Source organism: Agrobacterium sp. SORGH_AS 787 (assembly GCF_030819035.1).
GTDB lineage: Bacteria > Pseudomonadota > Alphaproteobacteria > Rhizobiales > Rhizobiaceae > Agrobacterium > Agrobacterium larrymoorei_B.
In genome coordinates this window covers 960,055-977,026 of record NZ_JAUTBG010000001.1, presented here as the reverse complement: position 1 = coordinate 977,026, position 16,972 = coordinate 960,055, and the positions used below count along the sequence as shown (strand labels likewise).

Genomic DNA, 16,972 nt, shown 5'->3' with positions numbered 1-16,972 from the left:
CGACTTGATGTAAAGGTTCGCTGATGAGCAAGGTCATCACTTTCACCCTCTGGCTGTTCGTTTCAGCCTGTGTCTTGCTGATCATTACGTTACCCGTCAGTTTGCAGACGCACCTCATCGCCACGGCAATTTCGCTGGCTTTGCTCGCAACCATCAAATTTCTAAACGGCAGGGGCGCGTGGCGGCTGATCGGTCTTGGTTTCGGCACGGCAATCGTACTGCGCTATGTGTATTGGCGCACGACCAGCACCTTGCCGCCCGTCAATCAGCTCGAAAACTTCATTCCCGGCTTCCTGCTCTATCTCGCCGAGATGTACAGCGTGGTGATGCTGGCGCTCAGTCTCGTCATCGTTTCCATGCCGCTGCCGTCGAGAAAGACACGTCCTGGTTCGCCCGGCTATGTGCCGACTGTCGATGTGTTCGTGCCAACCTACAACGAGGATGCCGAACTCCTCGCCAATACGCTGGCCGCAGCGAAGAACATGGACTACCCGGCCGACAAGTTCACTGTCTGGCTGCTCGATGATGGCGGCACGGTGCAGAAACGCAACGTGCCAAATGGACTGGAAGCGCAGGCGGCCATCCGACGGCATGCGGAATTGCAAAAGCTCTGCGCCGATCTCGGCGTCAACTATCTGACGCGTGAGCGCAACGTCCACGCCAAGGCTGGCAATCTCAACAATGGTCTGGATCATTCCACGGGCGAACTCGTCACCGTTTTCGACGCCGACCATGCGCCCGCGCGCGATTTTCTTCTCGAAACGGTTGGCTATTTCGAGGAAGATCCAAGGCTCTTCCTTGTCCAGACGCCGCACTTCTTCGTCAATCCCGATCCGATCGAGCGCAATCTGCGCACATTTGAAACCATGCCGAGCGAGAACGAAATGTTCTACGGCATCATCCAGCGCGGCTTGGACAAATGGAACGGCGCCTTCTTCTGCGGATCGGCAGCGGTTCTGCGGCGAACGGCGCTGAAGGAAACCGATGGTTTCAGTGGCGTCAGCATCACCGAGGATTGCGAAACGGCCCTTGCGCTTCATTCGCGCGGCTGGAACAGCCTTTATGTCGACAAGCCTCTGATTGCCGGTCTGCAGCCGGCGACCTTCACCAGCTTCATCGGCCAGCGAAGCCGGTGGGCGCAGGGCATGATGCAGATCCTGATCTTCCGCCAGCCGCTTTTCCGACGCGGGCTCTCCTTCACGCAACGGCTCTGCTACATGTCATCGACGTTGTTCTGGCTCTTCCCGTTTCCGCGCACGATCTTCCTCTTCGCACCGCTCTTCTATCTTTTCTTTGACCTGCAGATCTTCGTTGCGTCCGGCGGCGAGTTCCTGGCTTATACCGCGGCCTACATGCTGGTGAACCTGATGATTCAGAACTTCCTCTATGGAAGTTTCCGCTGGCCGTGGATTTCCGAGCTCTACGAATATGTTCAGACGGTGCATCTCTTGCCTGCCGTCGTGTCGGTCCTTTTCAATCCCAGCAAGCCGACCTTCAAGGTGACGGCCAAGGACGAGTCGATCAGCGAAGCGCGCCTGTCGGAAATCAGCCGGCCCTTCTTCGTCATCTTCTTCATTCTCATCATCGCCATGGTTTTCGCGATCTATCGCATCTATGCCGAGCCCTATAAGGCGGATGTCACGCTTGTGGTCGGCGGCTGGAACCTGCTCAACATCATCTTCGCCGGCTGCGCTCTCGGCGTCGTTTCCGAACGCGGAGAGAAATCGGCATCGCGGCGTATCACCGTCAAGCGGCGCTGCGAATTGCAGTTGCAGGAGGACGGTCCCTGGCTTCCCGCAACGGTTCAAAACGTGTCCGTCCACGGGATGCTGATCCACATTTTCGAAAAGGATCTGGATTCTGTCGAGAACGGTCGCTCTGCGATTATCCGAGTGGACCCCTACAGCCCAGGGGCGCCGTCGTCGATGACGATCAACATCGTCAGAAGCGTCAAGCAGCAGGGCTTCATCTCGGTGGGTTGCACCTTTGCGCCGAAGGAAACCATTGAGCACCGCTTGATTGCGGATCTGATTTTCGCCAATTCCGATCAATGGACCGATTTCCAGCGGGCACGCAGGGGTAATCCCGGCCTCATCCGCGGCACGATCACCTTCATGGGCATTGCGATTTTCCAGACACAACGTGGCCTCTATTACTTCATGCGCTCCTTCCGATCGAAGGCGCGCCAGAAGCCTGCCGCAGGAGTGGCCAAGTAATGAAAAGGTCGCTCCTTCTCCTAGGCTTTTACGCCATGATATCGGCGAGCGCGCTGGCGCAGACTGCCCCCTTCGACATGTCGCCTGAGCGTCCCGCCAGCCCGCCTGCGGCGAGACAGGTGCCGGCGCAGCCGGCGCCACAGCCAATGCAGCCAGCACCGTCTGTGCCGCAAATCCCGGCTGCGCCACCCGCAATCGTACCTCCCGCCCAGCAGCCGACATCGCCGCAGCCGACGCCCGTTCCGGTCGCTCCTGTGCCAGTCTCCCCTATGCCAGTCCCTCCGTCTTCTTCTCAACCAGCGCCATCGCAGCCCCAGAATAAGCCACAGAACCAGTCTGCGCAGGCGACACCGGCGCCAGCCCAGACATCGGTCGATCCGCGCCGTCGTTACATACTGCCATTCACCGATCTCAGCCTGTCCGGAGAGATCGATCAGCGGCAATGGACGATCTATCTGACGCAGGAGCAGGCGCAGGCCGCCCAGGCGGTGACGATCGCCTATCAGAACGCCGTCGTGGTTGCGCCGGAAAGCTCAAGCCTTGAAATCGCGATCAACAATGTGCCGCTGGAGAAAAAGAGCGTGGCCTCTCCCGATGCGGAAGGCAGCCTCTCGATCCCCATTCCACCAGGCACGCTTCAGGCAGGTGCCAATGTCGTGACGCTCGGGGTCAAGCAACGGCACCGCACGGATTGCACCATCGAGTCCACCTATGATCTTTGGACCGATATCAATCCCGCCGGCACATTTATCACGCTGAATGCGGATGTCGCCAACCGTTTTGAGACGATCGAAGACATTCAGGCGATCGGTGCCGGCAGCGAAGGCCTCACCTCCATCGATATCGTGGCACCCGGTCTGACGAACCCGGTCCTGGCGGAATCGTTGTTGAAACTCTCTCAGGCGCTGGCACTGCGCACGCAGATGCCCAATCAGGAGATCGCCTTCCACACAACGGTCCCAAAGGAGCGTAAGGCAGGTTCGCTGGTCGTGCTGGCGGGCACATCGCGCGAGATCGCCACCATTGCAAGCTCCGTTCCGCCGGAGGTCTTAGCCGGTCCCTATGCCGGTTTCGAAAGCAATATCGTCAGCAACCTTTCGGCTTTGGTCGTCGGAGGCCCGACACCACAAGCGCTGCAAACGGCAATTGATAGCCTCGCTGCATCAGCGGAACGCCCCACTGGCTCACTCCGATCCTTCCTGTCCACACGCAACTGGCACACGCCGGACGCGCCATTGGTTATCGGCGACCGTCGTCTTGCACTCTCATCCCTTGGTGTAAAAAGTGCGGAATTTTCAGGGCGTCGTTTCAGAACCGATTTCACCATAGGTATTCCCGCTGATTTCTACGCGGCAGCCTATGGCGAGGCGACGCTGCTTTTGGATGCGGCCTATGCCAGTGACGTGCTTCCCGGCAGCCATATCGATGTCTATGTGAACGGCAACATTGCCTCCACTGTGCCGATTTCAAACCGGGGCGGCGGCATCTTTAGACACCTGCCGATCAAGCTCACATTGCGGCATTTCGTGCCGGGCGCCAACACGGTTGCGATTGAAGCCGTCATGCAGACGCAGGCGGATTCGGACTGTTTGCCCGGTACAACGGCAAGCGAGACACCGCGTTTTGCACTGTTCGATACGTCTGAACTCCATATGCCCAATTTCGCAAGAATTGGTCGCGCACCGGATCTGGCTGCCAATCGTGGTGTGATACAACCCTATCACAACTCTCAGCAGCCCGTTGCGGTTTACATGGAGCGGATCGATCCGGACGTGATGTCGTCTGCGGCAACACTTCTGGGTCGCATGGCGCTCGCCGCCGGTCAGCCGATCGCGATTGATCTCGTCAGTTCCATTTCTGCCGTGGGAGACAGAGATGCAGTCTTCATCGGCACGCTGGCCCAGATTCCGCCAGCGCTTGCAGCCCAATTCAACATTGCTCCCGCCAGCCAGACGAGCTGGGGTGAGAGCGGACGTCCGACCCCGCCCGTGGAGCAGACCGACCAGTTGTTTGAAAACTGGCGTCAGCGCGTAGACGGTGGTGTCTGGCAGGGCCAGATCTCCTCCTTCGAGGAATGGGTCAGGCGTAACTTCGATATCAGCGAGGAAACTTTCCGGTTTCTTCCTGGTGCGGAACAAGTCTACACACCGCCTGGAAATGTCAGCTTCATGTTGGCGCAGGGGCTGAGCCCCGGGGGTGAGGGTGTGTGGACGCTTGCAACGGCACCGGCCATCGACACCTTGAGATCCGGCGTCAAATCCATGACGGAACTGAAGCGATGGACAGCCCTTTCTGGACGCATCGCCACTTATGACCCCGCTACCGACAAGGTCGAGACGATTGTTGCCGAGCAGCAGACCTTCTTCATCACCGGCCCGGCGACATTTTCCAACTGGCGACTGATCGCTGCCAACTGGCTATCGAGCAATACGCTGTCCTATGCGCTGGTGTTCATCGGCTTCCTGTCGCTCCTCGGATGGGTTACCTTCTTTCTTCTGCGGGGGCTCGGACGCAAGCCATGATGACATTTGCCAGATCGCTGACAAAAATGGTTCTGCTGCTGGGGATGCTCATGGTTCCGCTGAGCGTCAAGGCAGCCTCCATCAATGCGGCGGACTGGCAGAGCTATCGATCCGCCTTTCTCGATGCGTCCGGGCGCATCGTCGATACAGGCAATAACGGGATCAGCCACAGTGAAGGCCAGGGTTATGGCATGTGGCTCGCCGTTCTTGCCGACGATCAGGCGAATTTCGAGCTGATATGGTCCTTCACCAAGACCGAACTTCTGGTGCGGGACGACGGCCTTGCTGCCTGGAAGTGGGATCCGCAATCCACACCGCACGTCTCGGACATCAACAACGCAACGGATGGCGACATCCTGATCGCGCAGGCGCTGGCACTGGCAGCGAGGCAGTGGGGACGCCAAGATCTCGCAGATGCCAGCCGTGCCATTGCCAAGGCGGTGCTCGACAAGGCGGTGGTGGAGCGCGGCGGACGAACCCTGCTTCTTCCGGCCGTCTCCGGCTTTGCCGATAGAGACCGGCCGGATGGACCAGTTGTCAATCCGTCCTACTACATCTTCGAAGCCTTTCCGCTTTTAAACGAGCTTTCGCCGTCACCCCTTTGGGGCAAGCTTGCTGCGGACGGTCTTGCTGCCATGAACGGCTTTGCCTTTGGCCCGCGGAAACTTCCTGCCGACTGGGTCTCGGTGCGGACGAAGCCGCGCCCCGCCGATGGTTTCGCGCAGGAGTTCGGCTACAATTCCATTCGTATTCCGCTCTATCTCGTCAGAGGCGGCGCTGGCTCGCCCGATCTTTACAACAGGATGGCGGCTGGCATGTCGCTCGATGGCGGCAATGTCGCAACATTCGATCTGAAGTCGGGTGCGGCGAAGGATGTGCTCTCGGATGCGGGCTACCGCATCATGCCCGCACTTCTGGCCTGTAAAGCCAGCAAAAAGCCTATTCCGCAGGACCTGAAAACCTACGCGTCAACACTTTATTATCCATCTACGTTGCATCTCTTGGCTTTGTCTTTCGTAGCGCAAGCGAATCAGGAGTGCCTATGAACAAGAAGCCACTGTTGCTGTCCGCTGCCGTCCTGGCATTGTTCGCCGCTGGCATCTTCCAGTCGCGCGATGCGCTTCTCGGTCACATCAGTGCCGTTCATTCCGCCTCGATGCAAGCGGCTGGAACACAAGTCTTTGCCGCCGGCATGAATAATGCCGAAGTGCAGAAGGGCGCTAGCCCGCTTTCTCTCGGGAACAGACGGCCGCAATCTTCCGCTGCTCCCTCGGCTGATCTTGCGCAGGCACCGCGACCTCCGCAGCAGGCGCCTCAAAACCCAGCTCCTACACAGCCAGGTGCCCGCGATGTACCACCAGCGGTCGACGAAAGTGCGCTTCGCTATTTCGCCGCACGCGGCGATACCGCGCGTCTCCAGGCAGAAATCGCGCGCCTGAAAGCGCTCTACCCGAATTGGACACCGCCTGCCGACCCTGCTGCTGCCGCGCCCACCGGCGATCCGCAATTGGAGGGGATCTGGCAACTTTATGCCGCTGGTCGCTATTCGGAGGCGCGCAAGGCAATCGCCGACCGCCAGGCTGCGGAAGCCGGATGGCAGCCACCCGATAATCTTACCGAAATGCTGGGTCTCGCTGAGGCGCGCCAGCGTCTGGTGAACGCCTCCGATCTGAAACAATATAATGCCGTGATCGGCTTGGCGGCTGAAAATCCAAGCCTGCTGACCTGCAGCGAAGTCGATGTTCTGTGGCGAGTGGCTGAGGCCTTCGCTCGCACGGAAAAACCGGAGCGCGCGCGCGATGCCTATGGCTATGTGCTGAGCAACTGCCAAAATCCGGCTGAACGTCTCGCAACCGTGCAAAAGGCCTCCGCGCTTCTGCCGCTCGACATGATGGAAGACCTTCTGTCGCGCGAAAAACCTGGGCCGGATGGCCAGCTCGAGTTCGAGCCCGTCAAGGACGATCTTGCGCGGCAATTCGTGGCGAAGGCGGGAGAAGACCCCAAGGTCAATGTGCCGCCCGCCTATCTCTCCCGAATGGAACGGCTAGCGGAAACCAACAAGCTCGCAAACGACGCGCTCCTGCTCGGCTGGTATAATGTCGAGCGTGAGAAGATGGACGATGCGGAAAAGTGGTTCCGCCGCGCAAGGGAGGTGGAGGATTCCGCTTCCGCATCTGAGGGCTTGGCGCTGGCGCTCGTGGCGCGCGGAGAACCCCGAGAGGCCGAAGAGATCATGTTCAAGTGGCGTGGCTCTTCGGATGGCGCGCACGCAACCTATCTTGCCGCTGCAGCCAACCTTCTGGCGCTCGATCCGCCTGTCGCACTGGATCCCGACGTTCTCCAGCGCATTGCAACGGAAACCGTTGCACAAAAGGACGCAGCAACGGCGCAGGAATTTGGCTGGTATTCGCGCGCCTTCCAACAGCCGCAGATGGCGCAGCAATGGTTTTCCACCGCCTTGCAGTGGAAGCCGGAGGATGAGCCATCGGCGTATGGTCTGGCGCTGACCTATCAGGACCTTAATAATCTGGCGGAGGTTCGTCGTCTCCAGCGCCAATGGGGTTCCCAATCGCAGCGCATCATGGAAGTCGGCCGGCCTGTGGCTCAATCAAGCGCTGTCGCCGCCGCACCCGCGGTGACGGCACCTGCGCCCGTGCAGCCCCAATCTCGTGCAATGGCGACTGCGCCGCGCATGGTCTCGCCGCAAGCGACTGCGGTCGCTTACGAGCCTCCGCCGCCGCGCCAAGCGCGGGCCGTTCGGGGTGCACGCCAGTCCCAACGTTGCTCTGCGAACCTCAATCCGGAATCGCTTTCTGCGCAGGATGCACTTCAGCAGGGCTGGTGCCTGATGGAGGCCAACCGGCCAGCCGAAGCGGTGAAGGCTTTCTCCGCTGCTCTCAAGGTTGGCGAGCCGTCGGTTCGTAGCGATGCGGCTTACGGTCAGAGCCTCGCCTATCTTCGTATGGGGTTGACGGACAATGCCGCCGTTTCTGCGACGAAGTCGTCCATGGACCGGCAGAAGGCGACCGAGCTTCAAGTGGCGATCCTGACGGACCGTGCGTTGGCAGCCTATGAAAGCAAGCATTATGAAGAAGCGCTCATCCTCCTGGACCAGCGCGCGAGATATGCCACGGAGCGCATTGATCTCATGGTGATCCGCGGCTACGCCTATCTCAATATGAAGCGTTACGGCGAAGCGGTACAGGTCTTCGAGGCCTCTGCTGCAACGGGCAATGCGGATGCGATCCGGGGCCTTGCAGCTGTACAAAATGCCCGGCCGAGCCGCGGCCCGCAGGGCGGCTAAGCAATCTATCTCCAATAGAACCTCTCCATCATTGGAGAGGTTCTATTCGATAATTTTCATGGAATTCATTGAAAGTTCATGTGCCGCAACGTATGTCGGGTGACGAAACGCGACCTACTGGATGTGAAAGACGCCGATGCTGACGAAAAAAGGGAAATACGGTCTCAAAGCCTTGATCGATCTTGCGAGCCTCGACACGGGACAGACTGCCTTCGTCAGCGACATAGCCGCACGCAACAATATCCCGAAGAAGTTTCTCGACGCGATTTTGCTGGAGCTTCGCAATGAAGGCATGCTGCGTTCCAAGAAAGGGCCGGGCGGCGGGTATGCGCTGTCGAAACCGGCATCCGATATTTACATCGGTCAGGTCATCCGCGCACTCGACGGACCGCTCGCCCCTATTCGTTGCGCCAGCCGTACCGCCTTCGAAGCCTGTGAGGACTGTTCCGATCCGGCAGCCTGTCAGGTGCGCCGGTCGATGACGGATGTCCGGGATGCCATGGCAGCCGTCCTCGACACGATGACGCTTGAGCAGTTTGCGGCCAATACCGGCGAGGAGCAGGTGAACAAGACCGCTTGATGCGCCTGCTCTGCCAAACTCGGTCACACTAGACCTGAAGATATTGTCCGGCGTGATAGAGAAGCGGTCGTCCTTGGCCATGGGTGACGGAGAGCACCCGGCCGATGACGATGGCGTGTGTGTGACGCTCCACGACATCCTCGACCGCACAGTCGATGACCGCGAGCGCGCCGTGTAAGCCAGAAGCGCCGCTTTCCAGTTCGAACCAGTCGGCCCCTTCATAGCGCTCTGCCCCCTTCAGTCCGCCAATGCCGGCAAAGCGGGACGCCACCTCTTGCTGTTCACCGGACAGGATGTTGACGCAGAAGTGGTTGAAGCGCGCGATGACCGGCCATGTCGAAGACGATCGGTTGATATTGACGATCATCGTCGGCGGCTCCATCGATAGCGCCGTGGCTGACGTGACGGTCGCACCCGTGCGATGGGCACCGTGGCCAGCCGTGATAATGCTGACGCCGCCTGCCACCTGGCGCATGGCCGTTTTCAACTCCGCGGCTTCAAGGGCGATCTTCTCCCGCTCCTCGTGAATGTAAGTCACTGTCGCTGTCATCGTTTCCACCTTTCAGCGCTTGTTCCCCGGATAGGTCAAACGTAGCAATGCGTTTGTCCCAGCCACAGCCAAAAGATTTTATTGTTGATCAATTTTGTAGAATGTTCCTGGCGTTTCCAGTGGTCAAACAGGGCCGGCATGCCCGGCAGAGGACCAACGGGTCGAACTGTCCAAGATCGTCGAGGATCTCTCACACAGTCCAAAACATGAAAAACGACAGGCACGACTCGACACCGAGGAAAGTTTCGACTAGCTTGGTTAAACGTTTAAGCAAGGGCGTTGAATCATGGCTTTGCAAAAGCCTGCCGCAAATCTGCATGGAATTGCTGCCGCACTCGGTGTATCGAGTGCGACGGTATCGAACGCGCTTTCCGGCAAGGGACGTGTTTCGGCGGAGCTTAGCGACCGCATTCGCAAGATGGCGGCGGAGCTTGGTTACGTGCCCAGTCCTGCTGCCCGCGCTCTTCGCACGGGGCGCAGTGGTGTGCTCGGGCTCGTGCTTCCAGATATCGGCAATCCGCTCTTTCCCCAGATTGCCCAAGCCATCGAGAAGGCCGCGGCTGATGCCGGCTATGGCGTTCTGATCGCCGACTCTCATGGCGAGGTTGCCAAGCAGACCGAGGCGATCACCCGGCTCGTCGAACGCGGCGTCGAGGGCATGGTCGTCGTCCCTCGCCGCGGAACCCGGATTGCCGATGTGGATTGCCCGGTCGCGGTTATCGATTCCCCCTCGACACCTGGCAATACAGTGGCCGCCGACCACTGGGATGGTGGAATGCAGATCGGTCGGCATCTCGCCGGGCTCGGACACAGCAATGTCGTCATCATTGCCAGAAACCAGGATTCCAATGTCCAGAACGATCGCGTCGGTGGCATTCGTGCCGGATTGACCGCATCCGCCCGGACGGAGACGCTCTGGATCGCGTCGCTTGAACAGCAACATGGCGAGGGCTGCCGGCTGGGTGTGGCGGACAAGGTGCGCCAGGGGTTCACCGCCTTTGCCGCTGCATCCGATCTGCATGCCTTACGGGTTCTGACCGAACTTCAGGACGAGGGGATTGCCGTGCCGGATGAGGCCAGTGTCACCGGCTTTGACGACCTCATCTGGGCGTCCGTGGTCACGCCCTCGCTCACCACTATTCGCATGGATATGGCACGCATCGCGGAAGTCGCGGTGACTGCTCTCGTTCGCACAATCGATGACGAAGACCCTGCCAACCGGCCCGCAGCGGGCGGCGTGGTCGCGGATGTTTCCAAAGTGGCTATGGAGCTCGTTACTCGTCGCTCCTCTGCCGCCAACAATAAGAAGCAGACTGAAGAAAAAACCCTCACAGCTGGAGAACACACACCATGAAAAAGATCATTCTGGCATCTAGCACGGCGCTGATGCTGTCGTTCGGGGCCGCACAGGCCCAGGACAAGACCCTAACGATCTCTGTCTACGCCTTCGCGCAGGACGAGTTCAAGGAACTCGTCTACACCCCATTCGAGCAGAAATGCGGCTGCAAGCTGGTTGTCGAAACCGGCAACAGCGTTGAGCGCCTGGCGAAGATGGAGGCCAACAAGGCCAACCCGGTTGTCGATCTCGCGATTGTCTCCATGGCGGATGCGCTTTCCGCCGCCCGCAAGGACCTGATCCAGAAGATCGATACGGCCAAGGTGCCGAATATCGAGAAGCTATACGACATTGCCAAGGATCCGAATGGCGACGGTATGAGCGTTGGCGTCAACCTCTATGCGACGTCGATTGTCTATCGAACCGACAAGATGAAGATCGACAGCTGGGGCGATCTCCTCAAGGACGGTATCGTCGATCACATCGCTTTCCCGAACGTCACTACGAACCAGGGTCCTCCGGCGCTCTATATGCTCGGCAAGGCGATGGGCAAGGATACGCCCGATCTCGCAGCTCCAATCGCGGCTGTCGGTGCAAAGAAGGACGATATCGTCACCTTCTATGTGAAGTCCTCGCAGCTGGTGCAGCTGATGCAGCAGGAAGAAATCTGGGCCGCACCCATCGGTCGCTTCTCCTGGGCGCCTTTCACCAAGCTCGATCTGCCGCTCGCATGGGCGACACCCAAGGAAGGCCAGACCGGCGGCATGAACGTGCTTGTCGTCCCGAAGGGGACGAAAAACGAGGATCTCGCACTTCAATTCATGGATTTCTGGCTCTCGACCGATGTTCAGAAGGCGCTTGCCGATAAGCTGGTGGATAGCCCCACCAACAAGGAGGTGAAGGTTTCCGAACAGGTGGCGAACAACATCACCTATGGCGAAGAAACCGTGAAGAGCCTGCAGCTCATCCCGTCCGCTGTCGCGCTCGACAACCGCGACAAGTGGCTGTCGGAATGGAACGCCAAGGTTGGGCAGTAACCTTGCGTCCAGCGTCATCCTCGAACCCAACCGTCGAGGATGACGTCGCATCTGTGATGGACCAGCCTTTCGAAGGATAGACCGCCATGTTTCAAAATCGGACCGAGGCTCTGGCGCTCGCCTTGCCCGCCGCAATCTTCGCGGCGGCGGTCTTTCTCGTGCCGGTCTTCATCCTCCTCTCGGAAGGCTTTCGCACCGCCGACGGGTGGACGCTGCAGGCTTACACGACCTTCTTTTCCGACCCGCTGAACCAGGCGGTGTTTTTGCGCACCCTGAAGCTCGGTGCGCTGGTTACGGTCGTTTCCGCCGTCATCGGTTACGCCGCAGCCTTCGCCATCGTCAGTCTACCGCCGGGCTCCAAGGGGCACATGATCAATCTGGTCATCCTGCCGCTGATGATTTCGCCTGTGGCGCGCACCTATGCGTGGATCGTCATTCTGGGCCGTACCGGTATCGTCAATGAAGCGCTGACGTTTCTTGGGCTGACGGATAGCCCGATCCGAATTCTCTTCAGCGAAACAGCCGTTTTTATCGGCCTGTTGCAGCTCTTTCTGCCCTTGATGATCATTTCGCTGATCAGCGCGCTGGAAAACATGCCGCGCGATGTGGTGGCTGCCTCGCGCGTTCTGGGTGCAAACTGGTTCCAGGTCTTCTGGAAGGTCATCATTCCCCTAACGAAGGAAGGCCTCGTCGTCGGTGGCACGCTGGTCTTCACCGGCTCGCTCACCGCTTATATCACGCCCGCCATTCTCGGCGGCTCCAAGGTGCTGATGCTGGAAACGCTGCTCTATCAGCAGGTGACGGTGTCCAACAATTTCGTTGCTGCAAGCGTCATCGCCTTCATTCTGATCGTCATGAGCTTTGCGGCCAATATCCTGCTCAAGCGCATCGCAACGGCAAGGAACAGGAAATGACCCGCAATCTCTTCATTCCCCTGACGCTGATGCTGGTTATCGGCTTTCTGATCGGACCGTTTTTGATCATCGTCGCCGCCTCGTTTTCGGCGGGCGACACGCTCGCTTTCCCCCCACAGGGCTTTTCGCTGAAATGGATCGCCAAGGTCTTCACGGTCGAAAGCTTCCGTGACAGCTTCGCCATGTCGATGTTCCTTGCCATCGGCGGCACCTTCGCAGCCCTGCTGCTGGGCATACCCGCTGCTTACGCGATGTCGCGCTACAAGCTGCCGTTTTCCGAAACGATCCGCACCATTGTTTCAGCACCGATCATCGTGCCCGGCATCATTGTCGGTCTGGCGCTGCTTCGCTACTTCGTCGTTCCCTTCGGCATCGGCATCACGCTGGCACTCTTCCTCGCGCACACAGCGCTGATCCTGCCCTATGCGGTGCGTGTGGTCTCGGCGAGCCTCACCAATCTGCGCTCGGATATCGAGGAGGCGGCGGTGCTGCTCGGCTCGTCACGGCTTGGTGCCTTCTTCCGGGTCGTATTGCCGAATATTCGCGGCGGCATCCTGTCGGCCTTCATTCTCGGCTTCGTCACCAGCTTCAATCAGGTGCCCGTCTCGCTCTTCCTGTCAGGCCCTGGCGTTCGCACGCTGCCGATCGATATGTTGGGCTATATGGAAATCGTCTTCGATCCGTCCGTCGCCGCACTGTCCTCGCTTCTTGCTTTCCTTTCCATCGGCATTGTTTTCATGGCCGAACGTTTCCTGGGGTTCTCCCGCTATGTCTGACGCTCAGTATCTGTCTCTTCAAAATCTTTCGCTCGCCTATGGTGCCACCATGGCCGTCGACAAGCTCAACCTCGATATCCGTAAAGGCGAGCTTCTCGCGCTGCTCGGACCGTCCGGCTGCGGCAAGACCACGACGATGCGTGCCATTGCCGGGCTGATGCCGATTGCAGGCGGCCGTATCGATCTGGATGGTGCCGATATCACTCGTGTCTCCGCCAACAAGCGTGCCGTTGGTCTCGTCTTCCAGTCCTATGCGCTCTTTCCGCATTTGACAGTCTATGAAAACGTTGCCTTCGGTCTGCGGCTCAAGGGCATAACCGGCGCAGAGCTCGATGCAAAAGTGGCATCCGGTCTTAAATCCGTCGGTCTCTCCACCTTCGCCTCGCGCAAGCCCGCAGAACTTTCCGGTGGTCAGCAGCAGCGCGTGGCGCTTGCGCGCTCCATGGTCATGGACCCCAAGGTTCTTCTGCTCGATGAGCCTCTCTCCAACCTCGACGCCCGGCTCCGGCTGGAGATGCGCACCGAGTTGCAGCGGGTGCAGAAGGCGACCGGTGTGACGATGATCTTTGTCACCCATGATCAGGTCGAAGCCTTGGCGCTGGCTGATCGCATCGTTGTGATGAAAAACGGTGCGATTGAGCAGATCGGTACGCCGGAAGAGATTTATAATGCGCCTGTCTCCGCCTTCGTCGCCGACTTTGTCGGCTTTGAAAACATCTTCCGTCTGGACGGTGCAGAGCTGAAGACGGAGGCAGGACGCATAACGCTTTCTGGCCAGGTTCCGAGTACGGCGGGACTGGCATGGAGGCCGCGCATGGTAACCCTCGGTTCAGGTCCTTTCGAGGGGACCGTGCGCGGCACGTCTTTTGCGGGCAACACGCGGGAATATCTGCTCGACAGCGCGCTTGGCGCCATCAAGGCCGAGGTGGATGCGAGCCTGCCGTCCTACGAGATCGGCGCCACGCTGCCCTTCGATCTGCCCGTCGAAAAGGCAGCATCTCTTAAGGTGTTCAGCTAAGATGGGGCTATGGATCGATACCGATATGGGTTTCGACGATATCGCTGCCATTCTGGTGGTGGTAGCGTCCGGTCAGGTCATCGATGGCGTCTCTCTGGTCTTCGGCAATGCGCCGCTCGATCAGGTGAAAAACAATGCTGCGGGTGCGGCCTTGGCCTTCTCATGGCGCTTTCCGATCCATGCCGGGCGGGCAAGCCCGGTGCTCGGGGAGATCGAGACTGCGCAACGCATCCTGGGTGAAACGGGTATACCAACGGTGGGAGCAATGCTTCCGGCATCGAGCGATCTGCCCCCGTCGGATGCCTTCGAGGCCCTCTGCCGGTGGTTGGCGGATGGGGTAGGGGAAAAGAAAATTCTCGCACTTGGTCCTCTCACCAATATTGCGGCTCTCTGCCTCGCCCGACCCGATCTTGCCGGTCGCATCACCGAGCTGACCTGGATGGGCGGCGGCGTCACGCTTGGCAATCACACGGCCTCTGCTGAATTCAACGCCTTCGCCGATCCTGAAGCCGCGGCCATCGTCCTTGCTCATGGGCTTCCGCTGCGCATGGTCGATCTCGACTTCTGCCGCAAAGTCACCGCCTCTCTCGCGGATGTGGCGCCCATTCGTCAGGCGGGCGGCAAGAACGCGGCGCTGGTGGCCGATATGCTGGAAGGCTTCATCAACATTGCCGTCAGCCGAGGACGCGACGCGATGGCGCTTTACGATCCTTGCGCGGCGGTTGCCGTCGTTGATCCTGAGAGCGTCACATGGAAACCGGCGCGCATCGATGTCGAACTGCGGGGCGGTCTCACGCGCGGGCGAACGGTCGTGGAAGCGCGGCTTGCCCATGCCGAGCACTTCAATGCCCATTATGCCGAGAGCGTCGATGCTGAACACGCGCGCAAGATCATCCTTGGCGCGCTCGCAGAAGAGGCAAGCCGATGAGCGAAAAGCCGATCATTGCCGATCGTGACGGGATGAACGATGCCGCGCTTCGCACGCGCGCCGTCGCTGCTGCGAGAAGCGATGCCCCGTTCGACGTCCTGATTTCCGGCGGCACCTTGGTGGATGTGGTGACGGGCGAACTGCGTCCTGCCGATATCGGACTCGTCGGCCCACTGATCGCAAGCGTCCACCCCACCGGCTCAAGACAGGATGCCGCGCAGGTGCTGGACGCCACAGGCGGCTATGTCGCGCCGGGATTGATCGATACGCATATGCATATCGAAAGCTCCATGGTCACGCCTGCTTCCTATGCCGCCGCAGTCGTCGCGAAGGGTGTGACCACCGTCGTCTGGGATCCGCATGAGTTTGCCAATGTCCATGGCCTTGAGGGTATGTCCTGGGCATCGCGGGCAAGTCGCAATCTACCACTTCGGACGATCTTGCTTGCGCCTTCCTGCGTACCGTCGGCGCCGGGGCTTGAACGGGCGGGTGCTGATTTCGATGCGACGGTGCTTGCCGAAATCCTCTTCTGGCCGGAAGTTGGCGGTGTTGCCGAAGTCATGAATATGCGCGGCGTGATCGAACGCGACCCGCGCATGAGCGCCATTCTCCAGGAAGGACTGCATGCGGATAAGCTTATCTGCGGACATGCGCGTGGGCTGGAAGGTAGCGATCTCAACGCGTTTATGGCAGCCGGTGTCACCTCCGACCACGAACTGACCTCGGCGGAAGACCTGATGGCGAAACTGCGCGCCGGGTTGACCATTGAGCTACGGGGCTCCCACGATCATCTGCTGCCGGAATTCGTCAATGCGTTGAACAGGCTCGGCCATCTGCCGCCGACACTAACGCTTTGCACCGATGACGTCTTCCCCGACGATCTGCTGAAGGGTGGCGGGTTGGACGATGTGGTGCGCCGGCTGGTGCGCTATGGCCTTCGTCCGCAATGGGCATTGCAGGCCGCGACCTTAAACGCAGCAGCACGCCTTCAGCGCAATGATCTCGGCCTGATTGCTGCCGGTCGAAGGGCGGATATCGTGGTTTTCGACGATCTTGCGCAGTTCTCCGCCCGCCATGTTTTGGTCAGTGGAACGCCCGTTGCCGAACAAGGCCGAATGATCGTGGAGCTTCCTGAAATCGACGCAGCGCCTTTGAGAGACTCCATGAAGCTGCCGCTCCGCTCGTCCGAGGATTTCCGGGTGAAAAGCAGCGGCAAACGCGTGCGGCTCGCCACCATCGACAGGCCCCGCTTCACACAGTGGGGAGAAATCGAGGCCGACGTGGTCGACGGTTTTGTCGTGCCTCCTGACGGAACGACGATGATCTCGGTGACGCATCGGCACGGCAAGGCGGATGCCATTACCCGAACCGGATTTCTGACCAGTTGGGGATCGTGGAAGGGCGCCTTCGCCACAACCGTCTCTCACGATAGTCACAACCTGACCGTCTTCGGCGGCAACGAGGCGGATATGGCGCTCGCCGCCAACGCGGTGATCAAGGCTGGCGGCGGAATGGCCGTAGCCTCAGGCGGAAAAGTCACAGCCCTGTTGCCCCTCCCGCTGTCCGGCCTCGTATCCGATGCGTCACTGACAGAGGTGGCGACAGGCTTCGAAGCGGTGCGCGAGGCGGTGAGCAAGGTCGTGGCATGGCAGCCGCCCTACCTCGTCTTCAAGGCCTGCTTCGGCGCCACGCTTGCCTGCAACATCGGCCCACACCAGACCGACATGGGCATCGCCGATGTGCTGACGGACAAGGTGCTGGAAACGCCGGTGCTTGAGGTTCTCGCCTAAG

Annotated in this window: 13 protein-coding genes; 12 read left to right on the top strand and 1 reads right to left on the bottom strand. The window is 59.8% G+C overall.

Annotated elements, in window-relative coordinates:
- The first annotated feature begins 23 nt into the window (after window positions 1–23).
- The 5 genes from bcsA (at window position 24) to QE435_RS04225 (ending at window position 8,622) form a co-directional block, all read left to right on the top strand.
- On the top strand, window positions 24–2,216 hold the full coding sequence (bcsA, locus tag QE435_RS04245; RefSeq protein ID WP_349040365.1) for a UDP-forming cellulose synthase catalytic subunit: 2,193 nt from the start codon (window positions 24–26) through the stop codon (window positions 2,214–2,216).
- Window positions 2,216–4,738, top strand: coding sequence for a cellulose biosynthesis cyclic di-GMP-binding regulatory protein BcsB (locus QE435_RS04240; protein WP_349040364.1), 2,523 nt, complete (start codon window positions 2,216–2,218; stop codon window positions 4,736–4,738). Before bcsA ends, QE435_RS04240 begins: the two co-directional genes overlap by 1 nt.
- 26 nt (window positions 4,739–4,764) lie before the next feature.
- Entirely contained in the window at window positions 4,765–5,784 is a 1,020-nt protein-coding gene (locus QE435_RS04235) for a glycosyl hydrolase family 8 (RefSeq protein ID WP_349041126.1), read from the top strand.
- The gene (locus tag QE435_RS04230) at window positions 5,781–8,042 is read left to right on the top strand and encodes a tetratricopeptide repeat protein (RefSeq protein WP_349040363.1); all 2,262 of its coding nucleotides are present in this window, start codon (window positions 5,781–5,783) and stop codon (window positions 8,040–8,042) included. Before QE435_RS04235 ends, QE435_RS04230 begins: the two co-directional genes overlap by 4 nt.
- A gap of 136 nt (window positions 8,043–8,178) precedes the next feature.
- The gene (locus QE435_RS04225; RefSeq protein WP_306928933.1) at window positions 8,179–8,622 is read left to right on the top strand and encodes an Rrf2 family transcriptional regulator; all 444 of its coding nucleotides are present in this window, start codon (window positions 8,179–8,181) and stop codon (window positions 8,620–8,622) included.
- Window positions 8,623–8,650: 28 nt separating this feature from the next.
- Here QE435_RS04225 and QE435_RS04220 read toward each other — a convergent pair whose 3' ends face one another.
- Window positions 8,651–9,172, bottom strand: coding sequence for a flavin reductase family protein (locus QE435_RS04220; RefSeq protein WP_309769699.1), 522 nt, complete (start codon window positions 9,170–9,172; stop codon window positions 8,651–8,653).
- A gap of 286 nt (window positions 9,173–9,458) precedes the next feature.
- Between QE435_RS04220 and QE435_RS04215 the strand changes: the two genes are divergently transcribed.
- From QE435_RS04215 to QE435_RS04185, 7 genes are all read left to right on the top strand, one after another.
- Window positions 9,459–10,526 carry a LacI family DNA-binding transcriptional regulator gene (locus tag QE435_RS04215; RefSeq protein WP_306928929.1) on the top strand — a complete coding sequence of 356 codons (1,068 nt, stop codon included), beginning with the start codon at window positions 9,459–9,461 and terminating at the stop codon, window positions 10,524–10,526.
- Window positions 10,523–11,545 (top strand): ABC transporter substrate-binding protein, encoded by a 1,023-nt coding sequence (locus tag QE435_RS04210; RefSeq protein ID WP_349040362.1) that lies wholly within the window; start codon window positions 10,523–10,525, stop codon window positions 11,543–11,545. The genes QE435_RS04215 and QE435_RS04210 overlap by 4 nt, the downstream gene beginning before the upstream one ends.
- Window positions 11,546–11,631: 86 nt before the next feature.
- Window positions 11,632–12,459: an ABC transporter permease gene (locus tag QE435_RS04205; RefSeq protein ID WP_306928925.1), complete on the top strand. Its 828-nt coding sequence runs from the start codon at window positions 11,632–11,634 to the stop codon at window positions 12,457–12,459.
- A complete protein-coding gene (locus QE435_RS04200; protein ID WP_309769696.1) occupies window positions 12,456–13,235 on the top strand; it encodes an ABC transporter permease in 780 nt (259 codons plus the stop codon). The genes QE435_RS04205 and QE435_RS04200 overlap by 4 nt, the downstream gene beginning before the upstream one ends.
- Window positions 13,228–14,253 (top strand): ABC transporter ATP-binding protein, encoded by a 1,026-nt coding sequence (locus tag QE435_RS04195; RefSeq protein WP_349040361.1) that lies wholly within the window; start codon window positions 13,228–13,230, stop codon window positions 14,251–14,253. Before QE435_RS04200 ends, QE435_RS04195 begins: the two co-directional genes overlap by 8 nt.
- Before the next feature lies 1 nt (window position 14,254).
- Window positions 14,255–15,181, top strand: coding sequence for a nucleoside hydrolase (locus QE435_RS04190; protein WP_349040360.1), 927 nt, complete (start codon window positions 14,255–14,257; stop codon window positions 15,179–15,181).
- On the top strand, window positions 15,178–16,971 hold the full coding sequence (locus tag QE435_RS04185) for an adenine deaminase (protein WP_349040359.1): 1,794 nt from the start codon (window positions 15,178–15,180) through the stop codon (window positions 16,969–16,971). Before QE435_RS04190 ends, QE435_RS04185 begins: the two co-directional genes overlap by 4 nt.
- Window position 16,972: the final 1 nt, after the last annotated feature.

Coding starts and splice junctions, on each gene's coding strand:
- bcsA (WP_349040365.1), top strand. CDS start 24: ATGAGCAAGGTCATCACTTTCACCCTCTGGCTGTTCGTTTCAGCCTGT.
- QE435_RS04205 (WP_306928925.1), top strand. CDS start 11,632: ATGTTTCAAAATCGGACCGAGGCTCTGGCGCTCGCCTTGCCCGCCGCA.
- QE435_RS04220 (WP_309769699.1), bottom strand. CDS start 9,172: ATGACAGCGACAGTGACTTACATTCACGAGGAGCGGGAGAAGATCGCC.
- QE435_RS04190 (WP_349040360.1), top strand. CDS start 14,255: ATGGGGCTATGGATCGATACCGATATGGGTTTCGACGATATCGCTGCC.
- QE435_RS04200 (WP_309769696.1), top strand. CDS start 12,456: ATGACCCGCAATCTCTTCATTCCCCTGACGCTGATGCTGGTTATCGGC.
- QE435_RS04225 (WP_306928933.1), top strand. CDS start 8,179: ATGCTGACGAAAAAAGGGAAATACGGTCTCAAAGCCTTGATCGATCTT.
- QE435_RS04215 (WP_306928929.1), top strand. CDS start 9,459: ATGGCTTTGCAAAAGCCTGCCGCAAATCTGCATGGAATTGCTGCCGCA.
- QE435_RS04210 (WP_349040362.1), top strand. CDS start 10,523: ATGAAAAAGATCATTCTGGCATCTAGCACGGCGCTGATGCTGTCGTTC.
- QE435_RS04230 (WP_349040363.1), top strand. CDS start 5,781: ATGAACAAGAAGCCACTGTTGCTGTCCGCTGCCGTCCTGGCATTGTTC.
- QE435_RS04235 (WP_349041126.1), top strand. CDS start 4,765: ATGGTTCTGCTGCTGGGGATGCTCATGGTTCCGCTGAGCGTCAAGGCA.
- QE435_RS04185 (WP_349040359.1), top strand. CDS start 15,178: ATGAGCGAAAAGCCGATCATTGCCGATCGTGACGGGATGAACGATGCC.
- QE435_RS04240 (WP_349040364.1), top strand. CDS start 2,216: ATGAAAAGGTCGCTCCTTCTCCTAGGCTTTTACGCCATGATATCGGCG.
- QE435_RS04195 (WP_349040361.1), top strand. CDS start 13,228: ATGTCTGACGCTCAGTATCTGTCTCTTCAAAATCTTTCGCTCGCCTAT.